Here is a 24,476-nt window from a genome sequence, read left to right on the forward strand (position 1 = left end):
GTTTTGCACTTCGAGGAAAACGACGACCGCACCCCGACCGGCGAGCCACTTTGCATCCCACCGAACGTCGAGCCGGCTGTAGTCGGGATAGCGGGCGCTGTTGCGAACACCGTCCACCCAATGGTAGTCGAGTTCCGGCCCGGCGACGGTCCAAATGCGCGGGGTCAAGGGCCGGCCGCTCACATAGCGCCACCGGACAGAAGGCGTTATTTCATCGGCATTCAAGGGCAGAAGCCAGGTCCACCACCCATACCAGGCGCGTTGAAAGCGGTTAAACGAGGAGTGCCGGATCAGACTTGTCGTCCAGCCTGCAACGATCGTCCCGACATGGCGAAAGTCGTAGTCGGCAGGGAACTCCTCCAGAGAGTTATCGGTCCTCGAACGGCCGTAACTGTAGCCTATGGTACCATACCAGTCGGACTCCATCTTCTGTTGCAGCAGCAGTTCAAGCCCGCGCGACTGCCGTGAACCGACCGGAAGGTGCCGCCACGACCGAAACGTCGGGTCGCTGCTCCGTCTTATGTCTTCCTCGAAAACAGGCAGGTCGCGGTAATCCTTCTGATAAATCTCGATGCTGGCCAATGTTGAAGGGCGCAACAGGTAGTTCAGTCCGGCAATATAGTGATCGGACTTGCGGTGAGGCAGTTTCTCGTTGCCGCCGAGGGGGTCATAGTGATAGACGATCAAAGTCGGCGCCTGATAGTATCGCCCCGTTGCAAAGGTGAGAGTAGTTCGGGGATTCAGGTCGATGCGCAGCGCCAGTCGCGGCGCCAGATAGTCACGCCCGGACAAGTCGAAGCCGTCGTAGCGCAGTCCCGCGGCGACGGTCAGATTCATTGCGGGACGCCAGCGATACTCGGCGAACGCGCTTCTCTTGAGCGACTCGCCGCTGCGCCGAATGAACCAGGGTGGTGAAACAACCGTCGTATCGGCGACGCCATCGTCATCGAAGTCATAGCCGACGGTATCCTGCTCGAACCAGCGGTCGAGTTCAAACGAAACCGGCTTGAGACCGATTCCCACTGTCCAGTCGTCGCGACCGATGCCCTTGCCCGTGCGGGCGTAGTTCAACTGGTAATTGACTTCGGTTGACTGGTTCAGGAATTCGAGACGGCGGTCAGGCATTTCGTAGGCGCGCTCGTCGAACATCGTCTCGAGCCGGGCTGCGACCCACTCATCGTAACCGGTCCTCCGCAAATGCCGGAGGCGCAGTCCGATAGCGCTGCGACCATATTTCGCATCGACGGTCTCGGCACCGCGCGACCAGGCATCGGGATCGTCGGCTTCGATCGATATCCAGTCGCGGCTCCAAATGGTGAATAGACTGGCTCTTAGGAGCGGCGAAGGAGTAAAGGAGACCTTGGCCTGAGCGTCCCAGTAGTGCGGGACGGCGGTCAGGCCGATCGGGCCTTTGATTAAGTCGAGATAGGACTTGCGCGCGGAGAAGAGGTAGGTGCCGTCGCCAATCCCGGTCGGGCCTTCGAGGTCGAGGCCGGCACCGGCCATCGAGACCGAGACCTCGCCCGAACGCCGGCTGCGATTGCCGTCGCGAAGGTCGATGGCCAATACCGACGAGAGGCGATCGCCGTAGCGTGCCGAAAAGCCGCCGGTGCCGAAGTCGATCTCCCGCACGAAGCCGATGTTGACCGCGCTTATCGGGCCGCCCGAACTCGACTGGTCGGGGAAGTGGTTGGTATTGTCAACCTCGATGCCGTCGATGACGGTCAGGTTCTCGGTCGGGTCTCCGCCGCGAACAACGATTTCATTGGTCATATCGTTGGCGCTGGCGACGCCGGGCAGAGCCTGGATGGCGCGTTGAATGTCCTCGGCGGCGCCGGGTGCGCGGCGGATTTCCTCGCTCGCAAGCGACCGGCCGGAGATCAGCATCGCCGGCGTCGGCCTATAGAAGCGCGCCTTCACCGTCGCCTCAGCGCTCTCAATAGGGATAGATTCAAGCATGAACTCGACCTCAGCGATCTTGCCGGGGGTAACAGCAATGTCGCCCTGAAGCGCTGGACGGTAGCCGAGCGCGCTCGCTTCGAGGTGTAGCGTGCCCGCCTTCAGGCCAGCAAGGGTGAACCGGCCGGTCGAGTCGGTCGTCGTGCCAAGGTCGGTACCGGGCTGCATTACGCTGGCGCCTGCGACGGGAGAGCGTGTCGTTTGGTCGAGGACGACTCCGGCAACCGACGGCGGCCCCGGACTTGCCAAAGCCGGAAGCGCTCCCAGCCATAGGGCAGTTAAAAGTAGATGGCGCAACAAAGAACCTATAGACCTCGACTTGGAAGGCGGGAATCTTCCCGCTCCGAAGCGCGGCCGAGAACCGTCGGCCAGGTCTTTCGGCCGTTATTCTTCATAGATATAGTGAACGAGAAGCCTGCCCACCTGACCGAGGCTGGCCGGTGAGCACTTGTCGGGAGTATCGGCGAGGGTGTGCCAGTAAGGGTAGTCGAAGTCGATCAAGTCAACCGCCGGAATGCCGGCCCGGATCAAAGGGAGATGGTCATCTTCAACCGGCGGACCGGGACGTTCGACGAAAGCCGGAAGATCGAGTTCACGTGCCAACTGCCAAAGGCGGCGTCGCAGGTGCGGTGCGTAGCGTTCGCTGAAGAACTCCACCGGGATTTCGAGGTCGGCATCGCCGATCATGTCGAGGAGGATCGCTTCCGCGGGCATTTCCGGCACCGGATGCGAAGCCCAAAACTTAGACCCAAGGGCATACTCATCGTTATGGCCTTCGCGGCCAAGGTCTTCCCCGTCGAAAAAGGCGATGATTATCGGGCGAGGCGGAGGATTGGCTCCAACCAGGCGGCTTACTTCAAGTAGAACCGCCACCCCCGACGCGCCGTCGTTGGCGCCGGGAATCGGTTTACTGCGATTGGATGGGAGGGGATCGTGTTCGGCGCGGGGACGGGTATCCCAATGCGCGCATAGCATCAGCGGCGGGGGATCATTTTTCTGTTTGGGTGCGCCCGACGGCTCCTTTCGGGCTGGAAATCGAGCGATGATGTTGGTGAGGCGAAGCGGCTTGCCGGTAGCGGGGTCCTGGACGTCGAATGGCTGCAGTAAGACCTCGCCGCCGGCTTCCTTCAGTCTATTTGCCAGATAATCCCGACATTCAGAATGTCCTGTCGAACCGGGATTGCGCGGCCCAAAAGCGCATTGACGTTTAAGTTCAGAATATGCACGGTCTGCATCAAAGACGGGGAGCGGGGTTCGCGCCCGGGATTCGCTTGCCGGTAATAGCAGGAAAAGACTCGTGAAGCCTGCATGCCAAAGCCAACTTAACCTCTTCCCCATCCCGACTTCTGCACCTTACCACGAAAGCGTTAGTCCGACCCGCGGCGTTGCTGCGATGTCGTGCACCAGATGGGTGTATCCAAATCGGACGCTCTGCACCGGGCCAAGATAAGAAGGCTCAATCTCGATGCCGAGTCCCAGAGTTACCCAGCGGTTTCGGTCTGAGCCGCTCATATTTTGACCCAAACCAAAACGTGCCTTGACCACACTCCAGAACGAGAACTCCCCACCGATGATGAACCGGTCGGCCACATCGCCATAGAGGCCGGGCCGATACTCGGATGAAAACGTTGCCGCTTCGAGTTGCCATGCCAAACCGAGCACCATCGTCGTCGGAACGCCTTCCGAGTAGGTCTTAGACGACGGCGTCGAACCCTCGATGCGGCGATCCCATGACAGGACATTCACGAGGTCGTGGATCACGACAGCAAAGGAAGCCTCCTCCAAGGGCCGCCAGTGCCAGGCCAGGTCGAGGCCGAAGCCGTTGGCGCTGCCCTGGACACGGTCAGCACCCCCGTCGCTGTTGCTACCGAAAGAACTGTTGAGGTATTTGAGTCCGGCTCCCGCATTGCCGGGGATGGGCAGTCCGAAGCCTTCGAGGGGCATCCCGGCGGCGAGACCGATGGTTGTCTCGTTATAGACCTCGTCGCCGCTGGCAATGACATAGGCGCCCAGTCCGGCATTGCCTACAGCCTGCGGAGCTGCCAGGGCGATGTAGTTGTAAGATATGAGGTTGAACTGCTTGGCCCAGGAGAATCCAGCCGACCAGTCCTCGACCTCAGCGAGCATTGCCGGGTTCCAACGGGCAGCGTTTTCGTCCGATGCGAGGGCCGAGTAACTGCCTGCCATACCGAGCGGCCGGAGGCCGAGACCGATGTCTGCAAAAGCGCCGGGGCGGCCGCTAAGTCCGGCAGCCTGCGCCATAGGCGCGGCTGAAATCAGCATCACGAGGATGCCGTATAGATAATTGTTCATGGTGCTTTTAGTGCTCACTTGACGAGGACGGCCGAGCCGACCTTCTTCACTTCACCCGAGGGGTCTTTGGCGATCACGACCACGACATAGCGTCCGTTTCGCGCTTCGCGACCGCTGTCGGTGCGCCCGTCCCAGATAATCTCACCCTGCGAGCCGCGGCTGATAAAGCCCTTGGGAATCGGCGTGCTCTCCCGCAGCCGGCGGACAAGTTCCCCGGCCATATTGTAAATCCGGACGGTGACGATAGGCGCTTCAGCAAGGTCGCTGGTCAGGGTGAATTCAACCGCGCAACCGCTCGAGGCCTCTGGCGAAAAGGGATTGGGCCGGAACTTCAGGTCGTGAACACCGAGAGGCGGGCTGTCGTTAAGCAGCGTATATAGCCCTTCGATCTTCTCGCGCCGAATGACAACCGCGGTCCGGTCGGCGTTCCACTCGGCATCGGTGACGACATCCCACTCAATGCGGGTGTCGCTCCAAATGCCAACCTGCGGCGTCGGATGGACAAACCCGGACGGAACCGGCAAGGTAAAGACCGACCTGGTAGATGGAATCCGTCCCGAACTGGTCGTGAGGCGGTAGCCAACAGGCGCACTCTCGAATTTCGGCGAGAGGCGCATTACCGGCGGGAGGATGGGCCGGGAGAAATAGAGTTCCGTAGCCTGTCCTGCCGGCAGGACATTGGGCGGCAGTGCGACGCTGAAGCCAGCGCCATCCTCGAACCGGATGGTATCACTGCGTCCGCCTTCGATTCGGCCATAGACGGCCAAGCCGCGCCGGGATCGGTCGGGGCTATCGTCATTGAAGCCGGCTCGAACTGCCGGATTCATACTATCGGCAACGGTGATGTTTACCTGTCCGATGCGGCCTGGAAGCGTCTGATAGGTTGCGTCGAGGCTGTAAGGCCGGGGTGTCAACGTCCCAATCACGTCCGGCTCAACCCGCCAGGAGGGGAGCATCGGCAGTAGCATCCCGCTCGAATCGATGGCATTACCGAAGAGTCGAACCGCACCACCGGACAGAATGTTCTCCTTTACGTCGGCGCCGAGGGTTATCGAGACGACCGGCCGGTCGCCGTTCAGCCAGGCGAAAGTGCTCGTGTCGCGCAGGGTGACTTCGCCCTGATTCAGTTGCTGGACGACGGTGACGCCGATGCGGGCACGTCCCTGGTCAAGCGGCGTATAGACGACCGAAGTCGGATCCTGAGGATCGGGGGTTAGTTCGCCGAGCCGGTCGCCTAACTGATCGAAGCGAATCTGACCGGCGCGCAAGATGCGGTCGGTGATGTTCTGACCGGAATTGTCGAGAGGCTTTACGGTCAAACGCACCGGCACCCGCACCTGAGGCGGCAGCGCCGATTGTGTGCGCGACAGTTCGATATGGTCAAGCAGACCGACAGCAGTTATAGTAACCTCCAGCATCGATTCCGGTCCGCCGAAGATCAAGCCGTCCCGGGTCTCGACCTGGAGATAATAGGCGAGTGTGCCGCTGCGGGACTGGGCAGGGATGTAAGCATAGTAAGCGACCGAAGCATCGCTGCCATAGAGTTCGCTTCCATCCGGCGCCTGTTCATAGGTCGGCGGCAAAATTAGGTTGCTTATGGCACTTGCCTGCTGGTCTGTCGGCAAGCCCGATTGACCTTCTGCTGACCGGAAGCCTCGCCCGCCGCGAGGCGGCATGCCGCCACCGGCCTGCCGGACGAGCGGCTTGGAGGCGAATTCGAAGGCGCCGACATTGCGCCAATAGAGGTCTGCCTGTAAAACCTGCACCGCGTCGGGAATGTCAATTTGAACGCGGCCGCTGTCCTCAAAACTGAATGGCGGAGGGGGCGTCAAACGCCAGCCGAGACGCCACTCAATCTCGAGTCGTTGGTTGAGTCCGAGCGATACCTCGCGCGGCGCGGGCGGGAGTGCGCCGGTGAGGGGTTGAACGACGACGCTATACCGGCCCGGCACCAGATAGTCCGGTGTAGCGGCATAGCCACTCGCATCGGATATCAACTGGGTCGTATAGTTATAATCGAGTCCCGAAACCCACACCCGGCGGCCCAGGACCGGAAGGCTTTCAGCGTCGATCAATCGGGTCCGAATGCGTCCTGTAGGAAGTGCCAGCGACCGTGCGATTGTAGAGTCTATTGCCAGATGGAAAGTATCTGAAATCACCTCACTTAGCCCCTCAATGGTCGCTCGAAGCCGGTAGGTTCCGGGCGCTGCCACTGAGGTGAAGGCGAAGTTACCATTGGCTGCGGTGGTGAGGGTCGTTCGCTCGCCTGTGGTGAGGTTTTGCAAATAGACGACGGCACCGCTTTCCGGTGAGCCGCTATGGGTCACGGTTCCATTCACTCGCCCAAAACCGCGTATCGGGGCAAAGAGAAAGTCAATGTCGAGGTACGATGTGCCGGCAGCCAGTTCGACACGCTTTTCAGTCGGCACCGGACGGTAACTTCCGGCAGTTGGAATGACGCGATAAGACCCTGCTGCCAGCGAGTCGAAAATATATTCGCCAAACCGGTCGGTCGTCGTCCGCCCGACCCGAACGTTGGCGTTATTCTTTAGTTCGACAGAAATGGCTTCGAGCGGTATTCCGTCATCGTCCCGAACGGCGCCCGAAACAGCGTTCGGGATGCGCTCCATTCGCAATGTCAGGGACATCAGTTCACCCGGAGGCAGGTCGAAGACAGTATCCGGCGGAGCGACGAAGCCGTTACGGCCGAGGGAAATAGTACATCGTCCGGCATCGGGCGAGTCGAGGTTGAAATAACCCTCTTCGGTGGTGATGATGTCCCCATTCGTTGCGCCGCGAATGGTCACCCGGGCGCGAGAGACAGGATTCTCGTCCTGGTCCAGGACGTAGCCGACGAGTGCTTTGCCGTGCCGGGTGAGCCGGATGACAATCCGGGTCGTATCGCGCAGAGCGATATCAACTTGCGCGGGGCCGGTCTCCATCGCATAGCCGGCGGCTTGAACGCTGACCGTCGTTCCGCCCGACCTAAGACCGCGCAACCGGAAGGTGCCGTCGGCATTCGACCAGTTGAAGACTTGATCGCCGGTGGAGTTATTGGACGCAAGGATCATCCCGGACGACACCGGCGGGCCGCCGCCTTCGACCTCGAGTCGCCCGACGAGCACTCCGGCATCGGCGATGCGAAGGTTGAGCAGCGGACTCTGGCCGAGATTGACGGCAAGATTGGTGTTGTAACTGGTCTTACCGGATCGGGGGTCTATCCCCAGAACCATATAGTTGCCGGCTTCGACCGGGAGTTGATAATCGCCAAACTCGTCGCTTGTGTCGGTGCGGACGACGTTGGCAAACGAGCGCAGGATAACAACTCCTCGCGGCACCGGGTTGTTGTCGGTGTCGGTCAGCACTCCGGCAAGGCTGCTCGCAACCCGGCTAAGAGCCCGGTTGACCGCAACCGAACCGCTCCGGACGGTAAGATCTGCCCGGCTGTAGGTTTGATAGCCACGCTTCGTCACCTGAACACTATAAGTCTTCTCCGGGTCAAGGCGATTGAACTGGTAGTTGCCGTTGCTGCTGGTAAGTGCATTCAGAGTATCGCCGCGGTTGCTGACCAGCCGCACGCGGCACGATACCAGCGCAACGTTATCGCCCGAGCGGGTGATCCGTCCGTAAATGGCACGTTCGAGAGCAGTCAGGGTATAATCGACTTGATAAGGCTCAGCCCGGTCGCCGATGCCGGTGTTGATAGTGGTATCAAGCCGGATGTAACCATCACGCTCGAGGCGCAAGGTGTGATCGCCGCCCCGGACGAAAGTGAAGTGAAACTCACCATCGCGATTAGTGGATGCAGTGTCTCCAGCATCAAGGGTCACGCGAACATTTTGCAGCAACTGGTTGGAAACGTTCCGGACCGTGCCATTTATCGCTGCATTATGACGGACTACGACAAGGCTGCGACCGGCTATGGCGGAAGTATCGACCGCAACGGCTTCGAAAGCATTGGTGTAACCATCGACCGGGAGCCGGGTCGCGAGGGTATAGAGCAGATTCGGGAAGAGGCCTTCGATCCTGTAGTTTCCATCGTCTCCGGTGGTGTCACCGAATTGGCCTGCATCCGACCAGGCAAAGACCGGAACGCTGCCCATAGCCGATCCGTCCGAATCCACTACCCGGCCGGAGATCGTAACGAGGATACGGTCCAGTGTGAAATCGACACCGCTGCGTTCCTCGGTCAGCCCCACGCCTCTAATAGCAAGACTGTCACCGCCCCGGACGACATAGCCCGGACGACGCGCCCGGACCACAAAGTTGCCGCCATCGCCGCCCCGCAGTCTCAGCAGTCGGAAGGTGCCGTTCTGTGCGGTGTAACCGGTCACCATCCGTCCGGTCAGGAGGTTGCGGGACTCCACGGTGACATCGGGAATACCGATCGATCCCGCCAGGGCTGCCGTTCGTTGAATGACTATTATCGTCCCGCCAACGTCAAGATGGTTGGCTCCGATAGTGATCGAGGTGTCGCCGTTGGCGAAGTGCTCTTCGATACGTTGAGTCTGAACGCGGTAGCGGGTGTTGGGAGCCAGGCCTACGACGGTGAAATTGCCCTGGGCGTTGGCGGTCGCCCGATAGGTTGAGCCATCCGCCAGCGAAGTCACCAATAGTTCCGTCTCGGCAATGCCTTGACCTACCTGATTGACGACCCTACCGGATAAGCGCAGTTCGTTAGGCTGCAACCGGATGGTCATTTGTGTGCCGATGGCAACACCGCGGACGGTATCGGGATTCGCGGTGTAGTTGGCCAGCCGGGCGGCTACGCGGTAAGCAGTGCGGGGGTAGAGATTATCGAGGGTGAAGTTGCCTGCGGCATCGGTCTGGGTCTGGGCGAAGTTCCCCAAACTGTCGATCGCTGCGACCGCCACTCCGCGCAGCCCAGCGTTGTCTATATCCCGGACGATGCCGGTGATGCGCCCGTCGTTACGGATCATCTGCAGATCGACGCGAAGCGTCTCGGCGGCAGCGATGGCCGTGTCGAGTGCCGAACTGCTATAGCCGGCACGTGCCGGACGCAAGGAGAGGCGTCCGCCGGAGAGATTTTCGAGGGCATAGCGCCCGTCGTTGCCGGATAATGCCGAGACCTGACGGCCATTGGCCAGAGATGCGAAAACCGTCGCCCCGGCTACCGGCGCTCCGGCAGCGGTGACCGAACCAGTCAGACGCGATGCGAGAGGCTCGAGTTGCAGGTCGAGTCCGCGCCGCACCTGACGGCCGAGGATCGCGCCGACATTGATAATTCCACCGGCGAAACGTTGATGCGACGCTCGCAGGACATAGTTGCCGGGAATGATCCCGCTGATATTGAAAGTGCCGTCGCCGTCGGTTGTGGCGAACCGGCTGCGACCGGCGGTGCTGTCAAGCAAGGTAATCTCAACCCCGCTAATCGGAGTTCCGGCAGTGCTGCGAACGACCCCCGACGCGGAGGCGAAGTTCTCTTCGAGTGCGAAGTTGACCCCGGTACGGTCTTCACCGGCTTGAATGCGAAGGTTGGCTTCACCGACGGTGTAGCCGGCTTTGGCTGCAGTGATCTGATACTGCCCGGGCTGAAGGGCGAGTTGATAGCGACCGGATCGATCCGATTCCGTTCGGAAGGTCCCGGCATCGCCAATGGCTTGAATAACTGCAGATGCGAGCGCAACATTGCCGGATGTTACATTTCCACCTACCTGACTGGGCAGCGGTGTCAAGCGAATGTTAATGGTGATCTCGCCTTCGGGATTCAGGCGCGCAGTGGTGTCCCTGCCGGTCGAATAACCGGTTTTGCTCGCAATTACGATGTAGCGCCGGTCGGGTGTCACGGTTAGGGAATAGGCTCCCTGAACATTGCCGTTGGTGGTCAGCACCCGGTTCTGGTCGTCGAGTTGGATCATCTGAATCTGCGGGGTGTTTACCGGTCCAGCAGCGGAGGAGATGGTGCCAATGACGCGCGCGCTGTAGTTGAGCATGGCGAAGTTGCGATCTGCAACCTCCTGGCCGGGTTGCAAAGCAACTTCGATCCGGCCTTCGCCGGAGGCAATGAAGCCGTCCCGCTCCACGGTGAGCAGATAGGCTCCGTAGATGAGGCCGAAGGAGTAACGACCCTGGCGGTCGGTACGTGCAGTGTAGCGGGAGTTATCCTCCTGGCGGACGGCGGTTACGAGTGCGTCGTAGATCGGGTCGTTGCCGCGGCGCACCTGGCCTGAAATGGTCCCGGCGTTGTTGGCGAGGCTGAGGTTAATGCCGGAGACGCTCTGTCCCGGTTCGACAGAGATCGGACCTCGGACTGCGCTTACAAAGCCGTTGCGTGTGGCACGCACCTGATGATTGCCTGACGCCACTTGAAGGCGGTAGTTGCCGTTGGCATCGGTTTGTAATGTGACGCCGCCGGCCGCAACCGAGGCATTCTGCAGAGCCGCTCCACCGGCGTCGGTTACCCTTCCCGAGATGGAACTGGGATTTGCCGCCAGCCGCAGGCGCAGTCCCGAAATCGTCTCGCCGGGCTCGACGCTAATGGCGAGGCTGTCCTGCGCTGACCAGCCGTTGCGGACGGCGGTTACCATGTAATCCCCCGGCGGGACGCCGCGGTTAAACGCTCCTTGAGCACCGGCCGGAACGATGATCACTTCGCCGGCGGTGGGAATCATCCAGATTTCGCCAAGCCGGTTGGCGGGAGTGCCGTCGATCAGCAGTTGTCCGGAGAGTATCCCGGCTTGGGGCACAAGAGTGAAGTTGAGATCGACGTTCGACTCCCGCACGGTGACCGCCTGCTCGCCGGCTTCGAGGTAGAACCCCGGCTTGACTCCGTTGAGCCGCCAGACGCCGGGACCGACGGTAAACTGGTAGGTTCCACCTTCGGGAGTAAAGGCGCGGGTAACAGCACCGGCTTCGCTTGTCAGAAGAACCGTCGCAAGGTTGATGGGCTGCCCTGCGGGGTTGCGCACGTAGCCAGATATAGTGTAGCGATAGCGCGCCAGTTGGATACGTCCGTGGCGGTCGTCGAAGTCGTAATTCACACCCGATTCGACATCGACTGCCGTCTCGTCCGAGGGATGATGCCCGCGCGCACTGGCCCGCACGAAATAGGCGCCCGGTTCGAGGATCAACTGATACTGCCCGGCTACATTCGTTTCGGCGGTGCCCGATCCTTCATGGGCGATGCCGGCGGCATGCACTTCGGCCCCGGAGACCGCGAAGCCGGAGTCATTCACCACCGTCCCGACTATCGTTGCTCCGAGGGGCGCAAGCGAAAGCGTCACGGCCCGTTCTTCTCCCTCGGCAACACGCACTTCGTTGGAGACGGCTTCCCGGTAGCCGCTCTTGATGGCGTGAAAGCGGTAGCGTCCGACGGCGATATCCCGGGTCTGCTCACCTCCGTCATCGGTGCTGAAGTCAGGAATGGAGGGGCCTTCGATAGACTCGACCGAAATCTCCACTTGCTCCAGTGCAGCGCCATCGGACGTTCGGGTGCGAACCGTGACTTCGCCCGAAGCGGTAATGTAACGGAAGGCAGACAGCGGCGAGAGCGTCCCCCGCCCTTGACGACTGGCGGCCAGGACCTTCCACTTGTAGAGTCCGGCAGGAAGCACCTCTATGGCGGGGACGGCGATGGAGGTGAGCGTAGTCTGACCGCTCCACGCCGGAACGAGCGCCTGACTTCCGCCGGGGGTGGTCTCCTCGCGGCTCACATAGACGAAGTAACTCGCCGCTTCAGGAACCTGAGTCCAGCGAAAAACGATTTCCCGGGCGTTAGTCTGACTGTCGTTGGCGGGCGAGATGTTCTGCGGCCGGTCGAAAGGGGGATCGACCTCGACTTCGAAGCCGGCGACGCCGCCCGTTACCGTAGAGGTATAAGAAGGATTGTTGCCGTAGTTATTGAGCACCACCCAGGCATAGCGAGGCCGGTCGTCGCGGTTGCGGCTTCCGACCAGCGGCGGGGTGTTGGCGTTGTCGAAGAACTCGGACGGATCGGGGATGCCAAACTGAATCGAAGTCCCGGCGGTGATCGCCTGCCAGATGATGTTGGCGCCCTGGACACGGGTGCCGCCGTCTTCGGTCGGCTCGATCTCAAAGCGCTGATCGCTGACGATAACATGATAAAAAGGAACACCGCCAACGGCATCCCAGCGGAAAACCGGCGACACGGTATTAATTCCAGCCCGACCTTCGGCTGAGATCGGATTTACCATCCGAGGCGACTGATCGGCGATGCGAATGATGTTGAAGACGACCGAATAGCCGTCGCGACCGGCGTCGATGATGCAGTAATGATAGCCGACCGGTAAGGCGCTGCCGCGGAAGGTCAGCAAGCCTTCGGATGAGCGGACGACGCTGGTGAGTGTGTCGCGGTAGTTGCCGGGGGTTTCACCGGCATAGGCCGGCCCGAAGCGTAGCCGTCCCCGAACGGCGGGCGTCCAACGGATCGTAACTTCGTCGGAAAGGGCCGTTAGATTGCGCGGGATATCGCGCAATTCGAGATCGGCATCGGCGTTGTCTCGCCGTTCGAGCAAGCCGACATTGACCGGGCCAAGCGCCAGTGCGCCACCGGCCAACAGATGCAACCCCACCCCCAGGGCAAGCAAGATACCAGCCGCTGCCAGCCGTGAAGACCGGTTGAACAAGCCCGGCAACTTCCATAATGGAGACATAGTGCCTAAAAGGTATGAACCAGAGTGAGACGGAGAGCGTCCTCAGGGAGACCCATCAGGAGCGTTTTCAAGACCATCCGGTCGGTCAGTTCCATATCAAAGGTGAGTGCCAGCAAAGGGATGCCGAGAGGAATGTTGCCTTTGATGGGAGCGCCGGAAGCGTCCTTATATCCGGATATGACATCGACGGCCTGAACATAGCCCAATCCGGCATCGAAAATGAAGATGTCGAGGCTGGCCTGAACCGACCAGTTGGGCTTGAAGCCGCGCTTGTAAAGATGGGGGGTGCCTTCTTCGATGACTTCGTATTCGTAGGAAAGTTCTCCGAAGTATTTGCGGAGGGTGATCCCCGGTTTCATGAAACCGTCAGATTGGGCGGCGATGGCCAGTTCGGAGGGAATGTGAGCCGTCATCGTGGAAGCGGGAAGGAATTCCTTGGGATAAGTGCGGGTCATTTCGGCAGGGTCGGAGATCTTGGTCGGGTCAAACTGTTCCTCATCTCCCTGGGCATTCATGTTGAGGGGAGGGAAGCGATAGTGCTGAAGGTCAAGGTTGCCTTCAAGTTTGGCGTCACTCTGAAGTTTCAGACTACCTCCCAATAACCAGTTGTCAAAGCCTTCATAGATCATACCGAGCCGTAAGGCATTGGCGGACCCGTCGAACGCACCATTGGCAGAACTATAGTAGTCATTTTCCCACGGATCGCGTTCGTCGTTGAAGGCTGACTCGTTCCGGGCTTTCGACGTGATGCCTTCGGTCTGCCGGTGGGCATATAGTTGCATGACGATATCGGTGCGCTGCAGTGCTGCGCCCCACCAGATATCGCCGGTTTGACGGGCGCCGGCGATTGTCCAGGCGTGGGAGGTGAGCCGGACGTCGCCGTTCATACTGATGGACATAAAGGTTGTTATCTCGTCTTCGGTCTTCTCCTCTTTGGTCCGGATGCGCATCCGGAGTCCGCTGTAGATCATATTGACGTGCAGAACCAGGGGCTGATGATACCCGATGGCAACTCTATCCAGCAGACGGGGGATACGACCGTCGAACCAGTCTTCATCCGAGTCGTCGAGCGGGAACGACGCAGCAAAACCGGTCAGGAGGGCTCCCTCACGTTCAGCCATACCTTTGACTTCGGGATAGACCTTGGTAGTCTCCAGTTTAAAGTTTTTGGTCATCTTATCGACCTCTTCCTCGACGCGAGGGGCCGGATCCTGGAAGTTGGTAAGATTGAGACCGACCGTTGGCGCCGAGGCAAAGCCGATGGTGCGATCTTCGATCCGGCCCAATGCGGCGGGATTGCCGAAGACGACGAACGGCTCGGGGGCGAGAGGCGTGGTGAAGCCGCCTGAGGCACCCTCGACACCGGCGCCGGTCAGAAGGGTGGAGCGAATGCCGATCAGGCCGTCGATGTTGCCGCCCTGAAAGAGTTGAAGCCGGGATTTGGCGGATTGTGCGTGGAGCAAGTGCGGGGTGGCGGTAAACAGCAAGCCAAGAACGATGCTGCCCAGGCAGCGCCGTTGGAACATTAGGGACTCCATGGTACCGGTCGTGTGATAGAGGTCGCGGTGGCGGAAATTGCTTTCAAGATAAACTGCCGGGCAGCGCTTGTCAAGCGCAAACAGAGGGCGGTCGCGCTACGATGGCGCGGAGGCCGCCTCAAAGGTCGCGACAGCGCGTGTTTTAAGCCCGCCGCGAACCTTATAGTCGGCTTCGATCAGCATCTTCCGCGGCTTGACAGCGCGCACCAGGTCGTCCAAAACGCGGTTGACCAGATGCTCGTAGAAGATGCCGACATTGCGGTAGGTTAAGAGGTAGTATTTAAAGGAGCGGAGTTCGACGCAGAGTTGATCCGGCACATAACGCACGGTGATGGTGCCGAAATCGGGCAGACCGGACCAGGGGCAGACAGTTGTGAATTCGTCGGTTACGATTTCAATTTCGATAGCCCGGCCGGGATACTCGTAAGGAAACGTCTCGAGGAGCGAGGCGTCAATCGACTCGACGCCCTCGAAAGGTCGGGTCCGGCCGTGAGGTTCGAAATCCAAGTCGTGTCAGTTGTCGGTTATAGGTTGACGGCGCGACTTAGCCCCGAAAGCCCGCCTTTGCCCGGCGAGGCTATCGGCATCGGTCATCGGTTGTCGGCTGCCATAAAGGAGATTTTGGGATAATGACTCGAAAATGACCTCCGACCACCGACGACAAATGCCCCTACTATTTCAGCAATGCCATCTTACGGGTTACGACCTTGCCACCGGCTTCGAGGCGGACGAAGTAGATACCCGCAGGGATGCTTTCGGCGCGCCAGACGATCTCGTGGCGGCCTTCATGCCGGACTTCGTCAACCAGACTATCCACCTGCCGGCCGGCAATGTCCCAGACCGTTAATTTCACCGGCATTGTCCGTTCGACCGAGTAGGCGATGCGGGTCTGCTGGTTAAACGGATTGGGCCGGTTCTGGCCGAGACCGAAGACCCTGGCGAGCATTTCGCGGTCAGCGACCAGGTCGGTCGTATCGGTATCGGGCGGCTCTTCGGGCAGTTCAAGCAGGATGTGCAGTTCGATCGGCAAAATGAACCGGCCTGGATCGGCGTTATGGGAGAATTCGATATCTACGCCGTAGATTCCAGTGTCGAGGTCGGCGCTAACGAAGGTGAAGTCAATCGTCCGGGCGTCACCGGCATCAATGGTGTCAGATTTCGGTTCGTAGGAGAGCCAACTGGAGTTGGGAGCCAGTTCGAAGACACCGACCTTATCGCCGGTAGGATCGTCTATGACCAGCGCAAGCACCCATATCAGGTTGTTCCATTTGGGTGTTATATGCATCCCCAGACGGCTCATCGCCGATGCTGCAAACTGACCCGGAAGATTAGTGAGGTAGCGAACTTCACCGGTATTGACGTTTAACTTGTAGATCGAAATGTTTGCCGCCTCGTTATTCTGCACCGGCTCATTATCTGAAACGATGTAGAGGTTGAAGCCGTCCGGGTCGTCGCGGAACCAGGCCATACCGGTGGCGCGAATCTGGGCGTTATCGCGGGGGTCTATCTGTGCAATGGTCCGAACCACGCCCAGCGTATCTCCGCCATCGTTGATCTGAAAGACCCGAATCGCTCCCGTGAGCATCGAAAGATAGACGGTTCCGGTTGCCGGATCGATGGCGATATTACGCGGTCCGGAGAAATTCGGGGCCGAGACGAAGAGGCTTGACAAAGTGTCGCCGGTCTCGGGATCGAAACGGAAAATGCGAGAAATTGCGCAAGCCCCCCAAATGGCTCCGTCATAGAAGTCCATATCCCGGATACCGTATTGGCTCGGATTGACATTGGAGTTTGGCCCGACAAACGGAGTCAGAAGCGTGTCGATCAGAACTCCGCGGCGGTTGAAGCGGTAGATCGGCTTACGGCGCTCGACGTCGCGGTTGGCCGCGGCGGCGACATACCAGTAGCCATTGGCATAGAGCACGGCCTGGACGGCTGAATCGTGCAGTGTGTCGCCGGGCGAGAAGATCAGAAGCGGATCCCAAGCCTCGTCGGGGTCGTCGCGGCGCGGTTCGCCGGGCTCGTCATCTTCGCGCTCACCGGCTTCTTCCTGAATATAGATGTAGCGGGAGTTGAACCAGAGTTGGCCGTTGCCGCTATTTTGCAGGGTGATGGTCTCGCGGTGTTCGCGCTCGGCGAGGGAATCCTCGACACCATCGTGAAGCATGTTGACGGTCAAGCTGTCGCGGCCGAAGGTGAACTCGGGATGCGCCAACATTAGGTCCACAAATGCCGTTTCGCCTTCGCGAATTTCGATGTCGGCTACTTCGGCGTCGTTGTAGAATCGCTTCGAGGCGCGGAAGACGTAGCCGGTATCGACCAGCATTTCGGGGATTTCGTATTCGCCGTTGGCGTCGGTGATGGCAAAGAAGCCGAAGGTGGTGCTGACGAGAGCGCCCTCCACTGGTGCGCCGGTAGCGAGGTCGGTGACCGTCCCGCGTGCACTTCCGATGCTAAACTCAACCAGCGTTGTGAATTTGATCGCCCGGCCCGCCACGATAGTATCGGCGCCGGGATTGCGGGCATTCCAGTAAACTACCTCAAGTCCATCGGTCTGGTTGGGACTGCAGATCCCGATAGTGGAATAGGGTGTGTCCCAACCGTATGAATTGCGTATATCCCGGATCCGGTTATACTGGAAGATGATATCGCCATCGCCTGTAAAGGAGGGATAGAACTGGGGGTCGTGCAGGATGACCTGGAACGAATTGACGACCCGGGACTCTCCGGCATAATTGGGCTCGAACCGGACGACATTGCTCCATTCGACGATAAAGCGATGATCCTCTTCGTCGAACCATGCGAAGACGCCGCTGGAATCGCCGCTGACGATGGCATCAGCCCAGAAGGGAGCAATCATCCCGGGGGGATTCTCCGCACCGGGTATTTGACGATGCCGGCCGCCCATGGCAAAACGAGAATCGCTCATCGCGATCCAGCCGTTGCTGTTGACGGTCATCCTGTTGAAGCGCTCGCCGTAGTATTGGAAGGTGAAGGGGAGATCAACCAGCGCACTGGTGTCGCGCGAACCCCAAATCTCATTGGTAACCGGCTGACGATCCGGGACATCGTTCAACCTGAGGTTGGTTCCCTCGCCATTGTAACGGGGGTTGATCTCAATCCACTCGTAGCGGGGGTAAGTCAGCCAGGACGTATCGGTGTTGTCGAAGCAGATGTAGCCGTAGCGATCGGGGCCAAAAGGCTGACCGGGACGGGGTCGATCTACGACGATGGAGAAGAGAACCGTGTCGGCATAGCCATTCTCGGCGGCGAAAGCCAATCCGAGGTCGGCTCGCTGCCCACCGAGGTGGAACGGATGTGCCGACATCCTGAACGTCGCCTGTGACCGGCCGGTCTGATTGGGAGCGATCTCGGCAAAAGCCGCCTCGTTTACAGGAACCGAAATGGTCTGCGTCCGGCTGAAGAGCGTCCCGGTGAGCTGCGGGGAAGCGCGACCGCCCTTGTTGCGCAGGTTGATAAAGAGACTTGCGGCATTCGAGGGCCGGAGGGCGGCGCCATCCCATTCGATGACCGGCTCAACCAGTTTGGGACCGACAACCGGAATGGCAACGGCAGAGGCCCAGGATTCATTCCCGGCAGTTGCGGTAAGGCGGAACGAGGCCTTTTCACCGTGCGGGAAGCCGCCGCCTATGCGCACGACGAAGCGGGCGGCAACAGATTCCCCCGAGTCGGGCGTCTGGTCGAAGCGGGCGGCGCCTTCAACGACCTCGAGTTGCGGGTGATTGGCGGTCAATTCGCAGACTAGCGCACCCTCGGGACGCGACCGGCCAAGATTCGTGATCTGCACTTCAAGTTCGAGAACTTCGGTCGGGTTGGCGGTGCCGTCGCCGTCGCCGCGGCTGGCGCCGTCGTCGTCGTCGTCGATGGCGAATCCTGCCGCGCCGATGAAGTGGTCCATCCTCCCGATGTTATAGTCAGCCAGGACAGTGTTGAGATTATGGCCATGGACTGTCAGTTTGATGACGCCGCTCTGCGTCCAGGCCGGATCGAGATCGAAGGAAACAAAGCCGTCGGTGTCGGTCTTCTTCAGTATTTGAAAGACGGGGCCGTTTTGACCGGACTTGTAAAGACAGACCTTGACACCTTCGGCCGGAACGTCTTCGTCGCGGTCGTAGAGTACCCGGACGTCGAACGCGGTCTCGCCTACGCGGACATTCTCAGGACGTTGAACGGTGAGCCGTTGCGGCACGTTGGAGAAGACCTCGGTAGTCGGGTCCCCCATCAAATTGAAGATCCAGGCTTCGGTCTCCCAAGCCTCCATGTTGCGGTTTTGGGGATGCATGATGTCGCCCCGACCGGCATAGTGCGTGTAAAGTTGCGATTTGCCCGCCATAAGCAGCCAGCCTTGATGACTGATGCCAAGATTATAAAGGGCGTGGACGACTCCCGTCGAATAAACATTATTATGGCTGGTATAGGTGGCACCGGCGGTGCCTATCGCTCCTACCGTGCCGCCGTTCTGATTCACCAGGAACGCTTCCGTCCACGAGAGTGGATAACCCCAAACGCCAGGCTCTCCATAGTCTCCGGTATTGCAGGTTACCAGCATGATCAGAGGGAGCATCCGGCCGTTTCTGATGTTCTGCTCAGCAGTTTGCTGCTGAAAGCCATTCATTCGGGTGAAGCCGCGATAAATAAGAAGCGACACACCTGCTTGCATATTATCGGTGATGAACTGGGTCGGGTTGGGCTCGAGGTTGCCGGGAGCCCAAAAGAAGGTGTTTATGCGGTCATAACCATTACGCTGGAGAATCTGTCGGATCCAGTATTGAATGTCTATACTGGAGTAACCGCTTCGATAATCGGTCGAAGCCAGCGCTGCCCGGTGCTGCCAGCCGACCTGATTGCCCTCGCCTATGAAAGGCGTCGATTCATATTGAACTATCTTATTGATAATGGTGCGCAGTTCATTGTTGCCGCCATAGATGATCCGGCCTACGGTCGCTTCAGGCAGAATGTCGTTGCCATCCAACAACGTGAAGTCGTGATCCGATTCATAGGGGTTTCCGGCGCCGGCCTGATGATTGAAGTAACTGATTGTCGTGGCGTTCCCGCGTGTATTGTCCACATCGGCGCAAATCACCACATATTCAGGAGGAATGGCCCAATCGCGGTAGGCCGTGATCAACGTCTGACGAATGGCATTGGGGGAGACGTCATTCTGACGCAAGACGACGACGTTGAAGCCTTGACGGCGACGCCACTCGATTAGCGGCGCGAACTCCGCCACCACTTGATCCCAAGATTGTCCGGTGCCGAATACATAGACCACCGATCCGCCCTGAACCGCCGGATCGCGGCGCGGGTCGTCAGCCGGGGGGTTGATCACCATCTCCTGCACCAGCCGGTCGATGGACTCAGAGGGCCGGATGCGTTCCGGATCGGCAATCATGTTGACCCGGTTACGGTCGCTGGTGAAGTCAAGTGAAATGTCCACCGACTCGGTGACCACCAATTCGCCGGTGCGAGGATTCCAGCGCAGGGGATAGTAGGTAACCGGGATGATCCGGTAATTGCGCATGATAGCCGGCTCGCCGAGCACCACTGGTTCGGGCGGCCAGAGGCCGTCCACGACCGGGCGCAGGTCTTCGCGCTCGAAGGCAAGAGGCTTAGCGCCGCCGTTCAGCATCGCCATCTGAACGTCGGACTCGAGGGGGTTCTGATGAGGAAAAGGATTGATGCCGGTGCGGGTAGTCGTCCGGAGGTTCTCGACCTTGAGTTCGACGCCGCTCTGGGGAGGGATGAGGACGTGCCGCACAACGGCCGGGAGTTCAGGCCAGCCGCCCGGCCCTGCCGGCGCTTCGCCATCGAAGGTGAAGCGGTCATAACGAACGCCATTCACCTCAACTGAGGTCTGTTCGAGTTCGTCGAGTTGGAAGGTAAGCCGCGACTGAGTCGCACCGGCATCTTCGTAGGTTACACGAAGCGCGGATGTCTGCGACGCCTTGGCCGGTGAGGCGGCATCGAGCGGAAGCGCGACAATCACAGCCATCTGTAGGGCGGTGAAGAAGATGTGAAGCGGCGAAGCGAGTCTCATCGGTACTCCTTGACGAGCAGATCAGGGTCTTAAGCGGGAGTGACGCGGAGGCGCCTCTCCGGGTGGACGAACAACAGATATACGAGACGAGCAGACCGGACATAAGGACCGGACAGTCCAAGCAGTCTCTGCATCTTAACAATTTAATAAGCAAGTGGTGAAAAACAAGGGCTCAAGGGCTCGTGCGTCAAGTGTCAAGCGTCAAGTATCAGGTGCCAAGTGTCAAGTATCAAGTGTCTAATACCGAACGAGGGGTGAGGTTGAGCGTTGTATTGGGGGCAGGGGTTGCTTACCTTGAGGGTAATATGGTCTTGCTTCAATCCTTGCCGGCTGGTCGAGAGGGATCCGAAGCCTTCTTCGCCGCCCTCGACGAACGTTGCGACTGGATACGGGACTACCTTCTCGATCCGCGCTTTCAGGGTCGCTTCCACCCTCCCGAAATGGGCTGGGCAGCAACTGCCTATGTGCGCTACGGGGGCAAGCGGCTTCGCCCGGCGATTCTTCTCTTCTCGTGCGGAGCCGTTGGCGGCGACGAACGACTGGCACTGCCGGCAGCAGCAGCGGTTGAGATTTTTCACACCTGGACGCTCGTTCACGACGACATCATCGACCGCGATGCAATTCGGCGCGGCGAAGCCACAGTGCACGAGTTCTTCGCCCGGGAGCGCGCCGTCGGCAGGGCTGCTCTGAGCGAGCCTGACGCCCGTCACTATGGCGTCAGCCTTGCGATCCTGACCGGGGACATTCAACACGGTTGGGGCGTCAGCCTGATGGCCGAGTTGACGCGGCTTTCAGGATTGCCCGCCGATCTAACGCTCGACCTGATCGATGAACTTGATACCCGGGTCTTGAACACGCTGGTCGAAGGTGAAGTGCTCGATATCCAGTTCGCCTTGCAGCCGGTCGAGACGCTGTCCCCGGAGATGATCGAAGACATGCTTTGGCGTAAGACCGGGGCGCTCTATGAGTTCTGCGGCATGGCGGGCGCTATGATCGGCTTGCGCAGGAGGAGCGCACCGGAGATTGAAGCCGTGGGGCGGTTTGCCGCACTCTGCGGGACGGCATTTCAACTGCAGGACGACATCCTCGGCGTAACCGGCAATCAGCGGACGCTCGGCAAGCCTGTCGGATCCGACCTGCGCGAAGGCAAGAAGACGCTGGTCATTCACCACGCCTTTCAGCGCGCCACACCCGCCCAGCGCGAGCGTTTAAGTCAAATCCTCGGCAACGGCTCGGCAGGCGAGGACGACGTCCGGGAAGCGGTGCGGTTGCTGCGCGACCTCGGAGCGGTCGAGTCGGTCTCGCAGCGCGCTCGAAGCCTCATCGAGTCGGCCATGGAGCATCTGGAGCGACTACCCGATACGTCCTATCGGGATCTGCTCCGGCGGTGGGCCGATTATATGATTGCCCGGGAGTTTTAGAATCTGGTGATACGATCAGGCTCGAACCGAATGAACGTGGTAAGTTGCACTACTTTCCGAGGCTATGAAGTCTGCTGAGGTTACGATTTGGAACCGGCTCGGACTGCACGCCCGACCGGCAGCCAAGTTGGTGAAGATCGCTTCGAGCGGCAACTCCCAGGTCTTTCTGGTGCGCAACGATCAGCGAATCAACGCCCGGAGCATTCTCGGAGTGATGCTTCTGGCGGCCGATTACGGTTCCAAGATCCGCTTTGAAGTGGATGGTCCGGATGAAACAGACATCCTGGAGCAACTAATTGAGTTGGTGGTCGGGAAATTCGGAGAAGACGAATAGGCTTGGTAAAACGTGAGAAACCGATAATCCGGGCTTCGATTCGCCGGGTTATCGGTTTCGCGCTTTCGTAGCGGAGGAGGGACTTGAACCCCCGACACGCGGATTATGATTCCGCTGCTCTAACCAACTGAGCTACTCCGCCGCAAGCCGATTTGTAAGTCCAATATAGTCTCCCGATCGGCTTCAAGTCAACATCCCCCCCCTGTCCAAGGTGTCGGGTTGACATCTTGGTGAGTTGTGCCTAAATTGTTGATTCGCTCCTTCTATTCATACGAGCGAACCTGAATCGCTCCCATATCAGGGGCCGAAGACTCTTCGATCCATTCCCATAAGGAAATTCTATCGTGCGTTCGATGACCCTCAAGGCAGTTCGCGTGATGCTTATTGCGCTCATCACGTTAACGTTCGGCAGTGTGGAACTCTATGCCGGAGATGACGACTGGATGCGTCCCGGCGAAAATGTTGAAGCCGGGAAGATCTGGGTCAAGGTCAAGGCCGGCTATGCGCCGCTGACGATTGACCAGCAGAGCCGGCTCGTTAGCACCGGCATCGCCTCGCTCGACGCGGTCGCCGACGCCTTTGGGGTTTACCGAATGGAGAAGGCGTTCGCGATGAAGGAGACTCCTGCCGACCCGAAGGTGCCCGATCTGTCGCGCATCTATACAGCCTACTATCCTGAAGAGTATGGACCGCAGCGGCTCATCGAGGCTTATACCGCATGCCCCGAGGTCGAATATGCGGAGTGGATCTCCATCGACCGGAAGTACTTTATTCCCAATGACGCGCGGTATGGTGTCCAGTGGCACCTTGAACGTACCGGCTTTCCGGCGGCGTGGGACGTCTCACAAGGGTCGCGGACGGTATCGATCGGGATCGTCGATAGCGGTATAGACATGCCGTTCGACGAGTTTGGCGAACCGCACATCCACAACGATTTGGCGCCAAACATCTGGGTCAATCCGGGGGAAGACATCGACCGCGACGGCGTAATCACGCTCGACGACTGGGATGGTCGCGACAACGACGGCAACGGTTTCGTCGATGACTTCCACGGCTGGGATCTGACCGGACGGGACAACTGGCCGCACGACGAGTGGGCGCGCCGGGGCGGGGATGCGCACGGGACACACGTCGCCGGTGTCGCCTCGGCTGCGACCAACAATCAAATCGGGGTGGCGGGAGCGGGGTTCAACTGTCGGTTGATGATTGCGGGCTGCTATTCGTCACGGGAGGATGGGTTCATTGAGAACGGCTACCAGGGGATCGAATACTGCGGGATCAGCCGTGCCGGAGTGCTCAATTGCTCGTGGGGATCTCTGACCGGACCGAGTCAGACCCAGCAAGCCGTCATAAACTTCGTCCGGGGGCGGGGCACGGTCGTCTTCGCGGCGATGGGTAATGATACTGTTGCTGATATGCGCGGGGACCGAGTGCATCACTACCCCGGGGCGTATGATGGCGTCATCGCGACAGCAGCATCGAATGAGAACGATCGCAAGACCGGATTTTCCAACTGGGGCGATTTCGTCGATCTGGTGGCGCCGGGCGAAAACATAGTCTCGACCTTCACCAACAACAACTACATCTCCTACTTCGGGACGTCGATGGCGTCGCCGTTGTCGTGCGGACTGGGGGCTTTGATGCTCTCGAGGCTGCGCCTGAACGAAGCCGACCTCCTGACCCGCATGCAGGAAACCGCGGTTAATATCTCCAACCTGAACAATAATTTCCCCGGCATCGTCTATCGCATCGACGCGGGCGAACTGTTAGGCTCGACCGAGCCGCGCTACGAATTTCCCTCCTTCGACCTGGTCTGGGATGGCGGAAACAACGACGGGCGGATCGACCCGACCGAGCACGTCTATTTTCGGATGACGGTGCGCAACCGGTCGCGCTACACCGGTGCGACAGGAGTGCGGCTTACGGTTACCAACCCCGACACGACGATCCGCATCCTTCGTGGTGAGATCGACATCGGCCGGCTCGACATCGGCGAATCGATTCTGCTTTCCGGCCAGAACATGCCGCATATCTATGTGTGGCACTACTCGCGACCGCACTATTCGACATTCACCTTTACTCTTACCTCCAACGAGGGCACGCCACAGGTCTTCGAGCGGAACTACACCATCGGGCATCCCTATTATCTACTGCTCGACGACACCGAGGGCGGAAACGCGGCAAACTACATTCGCAGCGATCTGAACGACAGCGCAATTG

Annotated in this window: 10 protein-coding genes and 1 tRNA gene; 3 read left to right on the forward strand and 8 right to left on the reverse strand. The window is 59.6% G+C overall.

Annotation, left to right across the window (positions count from 1 at the left end; translation table 11 throughout):
- The 7 genes from FJY67_05495 to FJY67_05525 all read right to left on the reverse strand — a co-directional run.
- Positions 1-2,259 (reverse strand): TonB-dependent receptor (locus tag FJY67_05495; protein MBM3328914.1); only part of this gene is annotated, 2,259 nt, incomplete at its 3' end.
- Positions 2,260-2,343: 84 nt separating this feature from the next.
- The gene (locus FJY67_05500; GenBank protein MBM3328915.1) at positions 2,344-3,297 is read right to left on the reverse strand and encodes a M28 family peptidase; all 954 of its coding nucleotides are present in this window, start codon (positions 3,295-3,297) and stop codon (positions 2,344-2,346) included.
- Positions 3,298-3,312: 15 nt separating this feature from the next.
- Positions 3,313-4,272, reverse strand: coding sequence for a hypothetical protein (locus FJY67_05505; GenBank protein ID MBM3328916.1), 960 nt, complete (start codon positions 4,270-4,272; stop codon positions 3,313-3,315).
- A gap of 14 nt (positions 4,273-4,286) precedes the next feature.
- Positions 4,287-12,905 (reverse strand): hypothetical protein, encoded by an 8,619-nt coding sequence (locus tag FJY67_05510; GenBank protein MBM3328917.1) that lies wholly within the window; start codon positions 12,903-12,905, stop codon positions 4,287-4,289.
- Positions 12,906-12,910: 5 nt separating this feature from the next.
- Positions 12,911-14,431, reverse strand: a complete 1,521-nt coding sequence (locus FJY67_05515) for a hypothetical protein (GenBank protein ID MBM3328918.1) — start codon at positions 14,429-14,431, stop codon at positions 12,911-12,913.
- 108 nt (positions 14,432-14,539) lie between these two features.
- Positions 14,540-14,950 carry an NADPH-dependent 7-cyano-7-deazaguanine reductase QueF gene (gene queF, locus FJY67_05520; protein ID MBM3328919.1) on the reverse strand — a complete coding sequence of 137 codons (411 nt, stop codon included), beginning with the start codon at positions 14,948-14,950 and terminating at the stop codon, positions 14,540-14,542.
- Positions 14,951-15,116: 166 nt separating this feature from the next.
- Positions 15,117-20,501 (reverse strand): T9SS type A sorting domain-containing protein, encoded by a 5,385-nt coding sequence (locus tag FJY67_05525; GenBank protein ID MBM3328920.1) that lies wholly within the window; start codon positions 20,499-20,501, stop codon positions 15,117-15,119.
- A 272-nt stretch (positions 20,502-20,773) separates the two neighbouring features.
- On the opposite strand from FJY67_05525, the gene FJY67_05530 reads away from it, so the two are divergent.
- Together FJY67_05530 and FJY67_05535 are read left to right on the forward strand one after the other, a co-directional pair.
- Complete coding sequence (locus tag FJY67_05530; GenBank protein MBM3328921.1) at positions 20,774-21,922, forward strand: polyprenyl synthetase family protein; 1,149 nt, start codon at positions 20,774-20,776, stop codon at positions 21,920-21,922.
- A 64-nt stretch (positions 21,923-21,986) separates the two neighbouring features.
- A complete protein-coding gene (locus tag FJY67_05535) occupies positions 21,987-22,256 on the forward strand; it encodes an HPr family phosphocarrier protein (GenBank protein ID MBM3328922.1) in 270 nt (89 codons plus the stop codon).
- 65 nt (positions 22,257-22,321) lie between these two features.
- Here FJY67_05535 and FJY67_05540 read toward each other — a convergent pair.
- A tRNA-Met gene (locus FJY67_05540) sits at positions 22,322-22,398 on the reverse strand.
- A 211-nt stretch (positions 22,399-22,609) separates the two neighbouring features.
- Between FJY67_05540 and FJY67_05545 the strand changes: the two genes are divergently transcribed.
- The coding region (locus FJY67_05545; GenBank protein MBM3328923.1) for a hypothetical protein at positions 22,610-24,476 on the forward strand (1,867 nt) is incomplete at its 3' end.

The organism is Calditrichota bacterium (genome assembly GCA_016867835.1).
Taxonomy (GTDB): domain Bacteria; phylum Electryoneota; class AABM5-125-24; order Hatepunaeales; family Hatepunaeaceae; genus VGIQ01.

Coding starts and splice junctions, on each gene's coding strand:
- FJY67_05535 (MBM3328922.1), top strand. CDS start 21,987: ATGAAGTCTGCTGAGGTTACGATTTGGAACCGGCTCGGACTGCACGCC.
- FJY67_05500 (MBM3328915.1), bottom strand. CDS start 3,297: ATGGGGAAGAGGTTAAGTTGGCTTTGGCATGCAGGCTTCACGAGTCTT.
- FJY67_05525 (MBM3328920.1), bottom strand. CDS start 20,501: ATGAGACTCGCTTCGCCGCTTCACATCTTCTTCACCGCCCTACAGATG.
- FJY67_05515 (MBM3328918.1), bottom strand. CDS start 14,431: ATGTTCCAACGGCGCTGCCTGGGCAGCATCGTTCTTGGCTTGCTGTTT.
- FJY67_05505 (MBM3328916.1), bottom strand. CDS start 4,272: ATGAACAATTATCTATACGGCATCCTCGTGATGCTGATTTCAGCCGCG.
- FJY67_05510 (MBM3328917.1), bottom strand. CDS start 12,905: ATGTCTCCATTATGGAAGTTGCCGGGCTTGTTCAACCGGTCTTCACGG.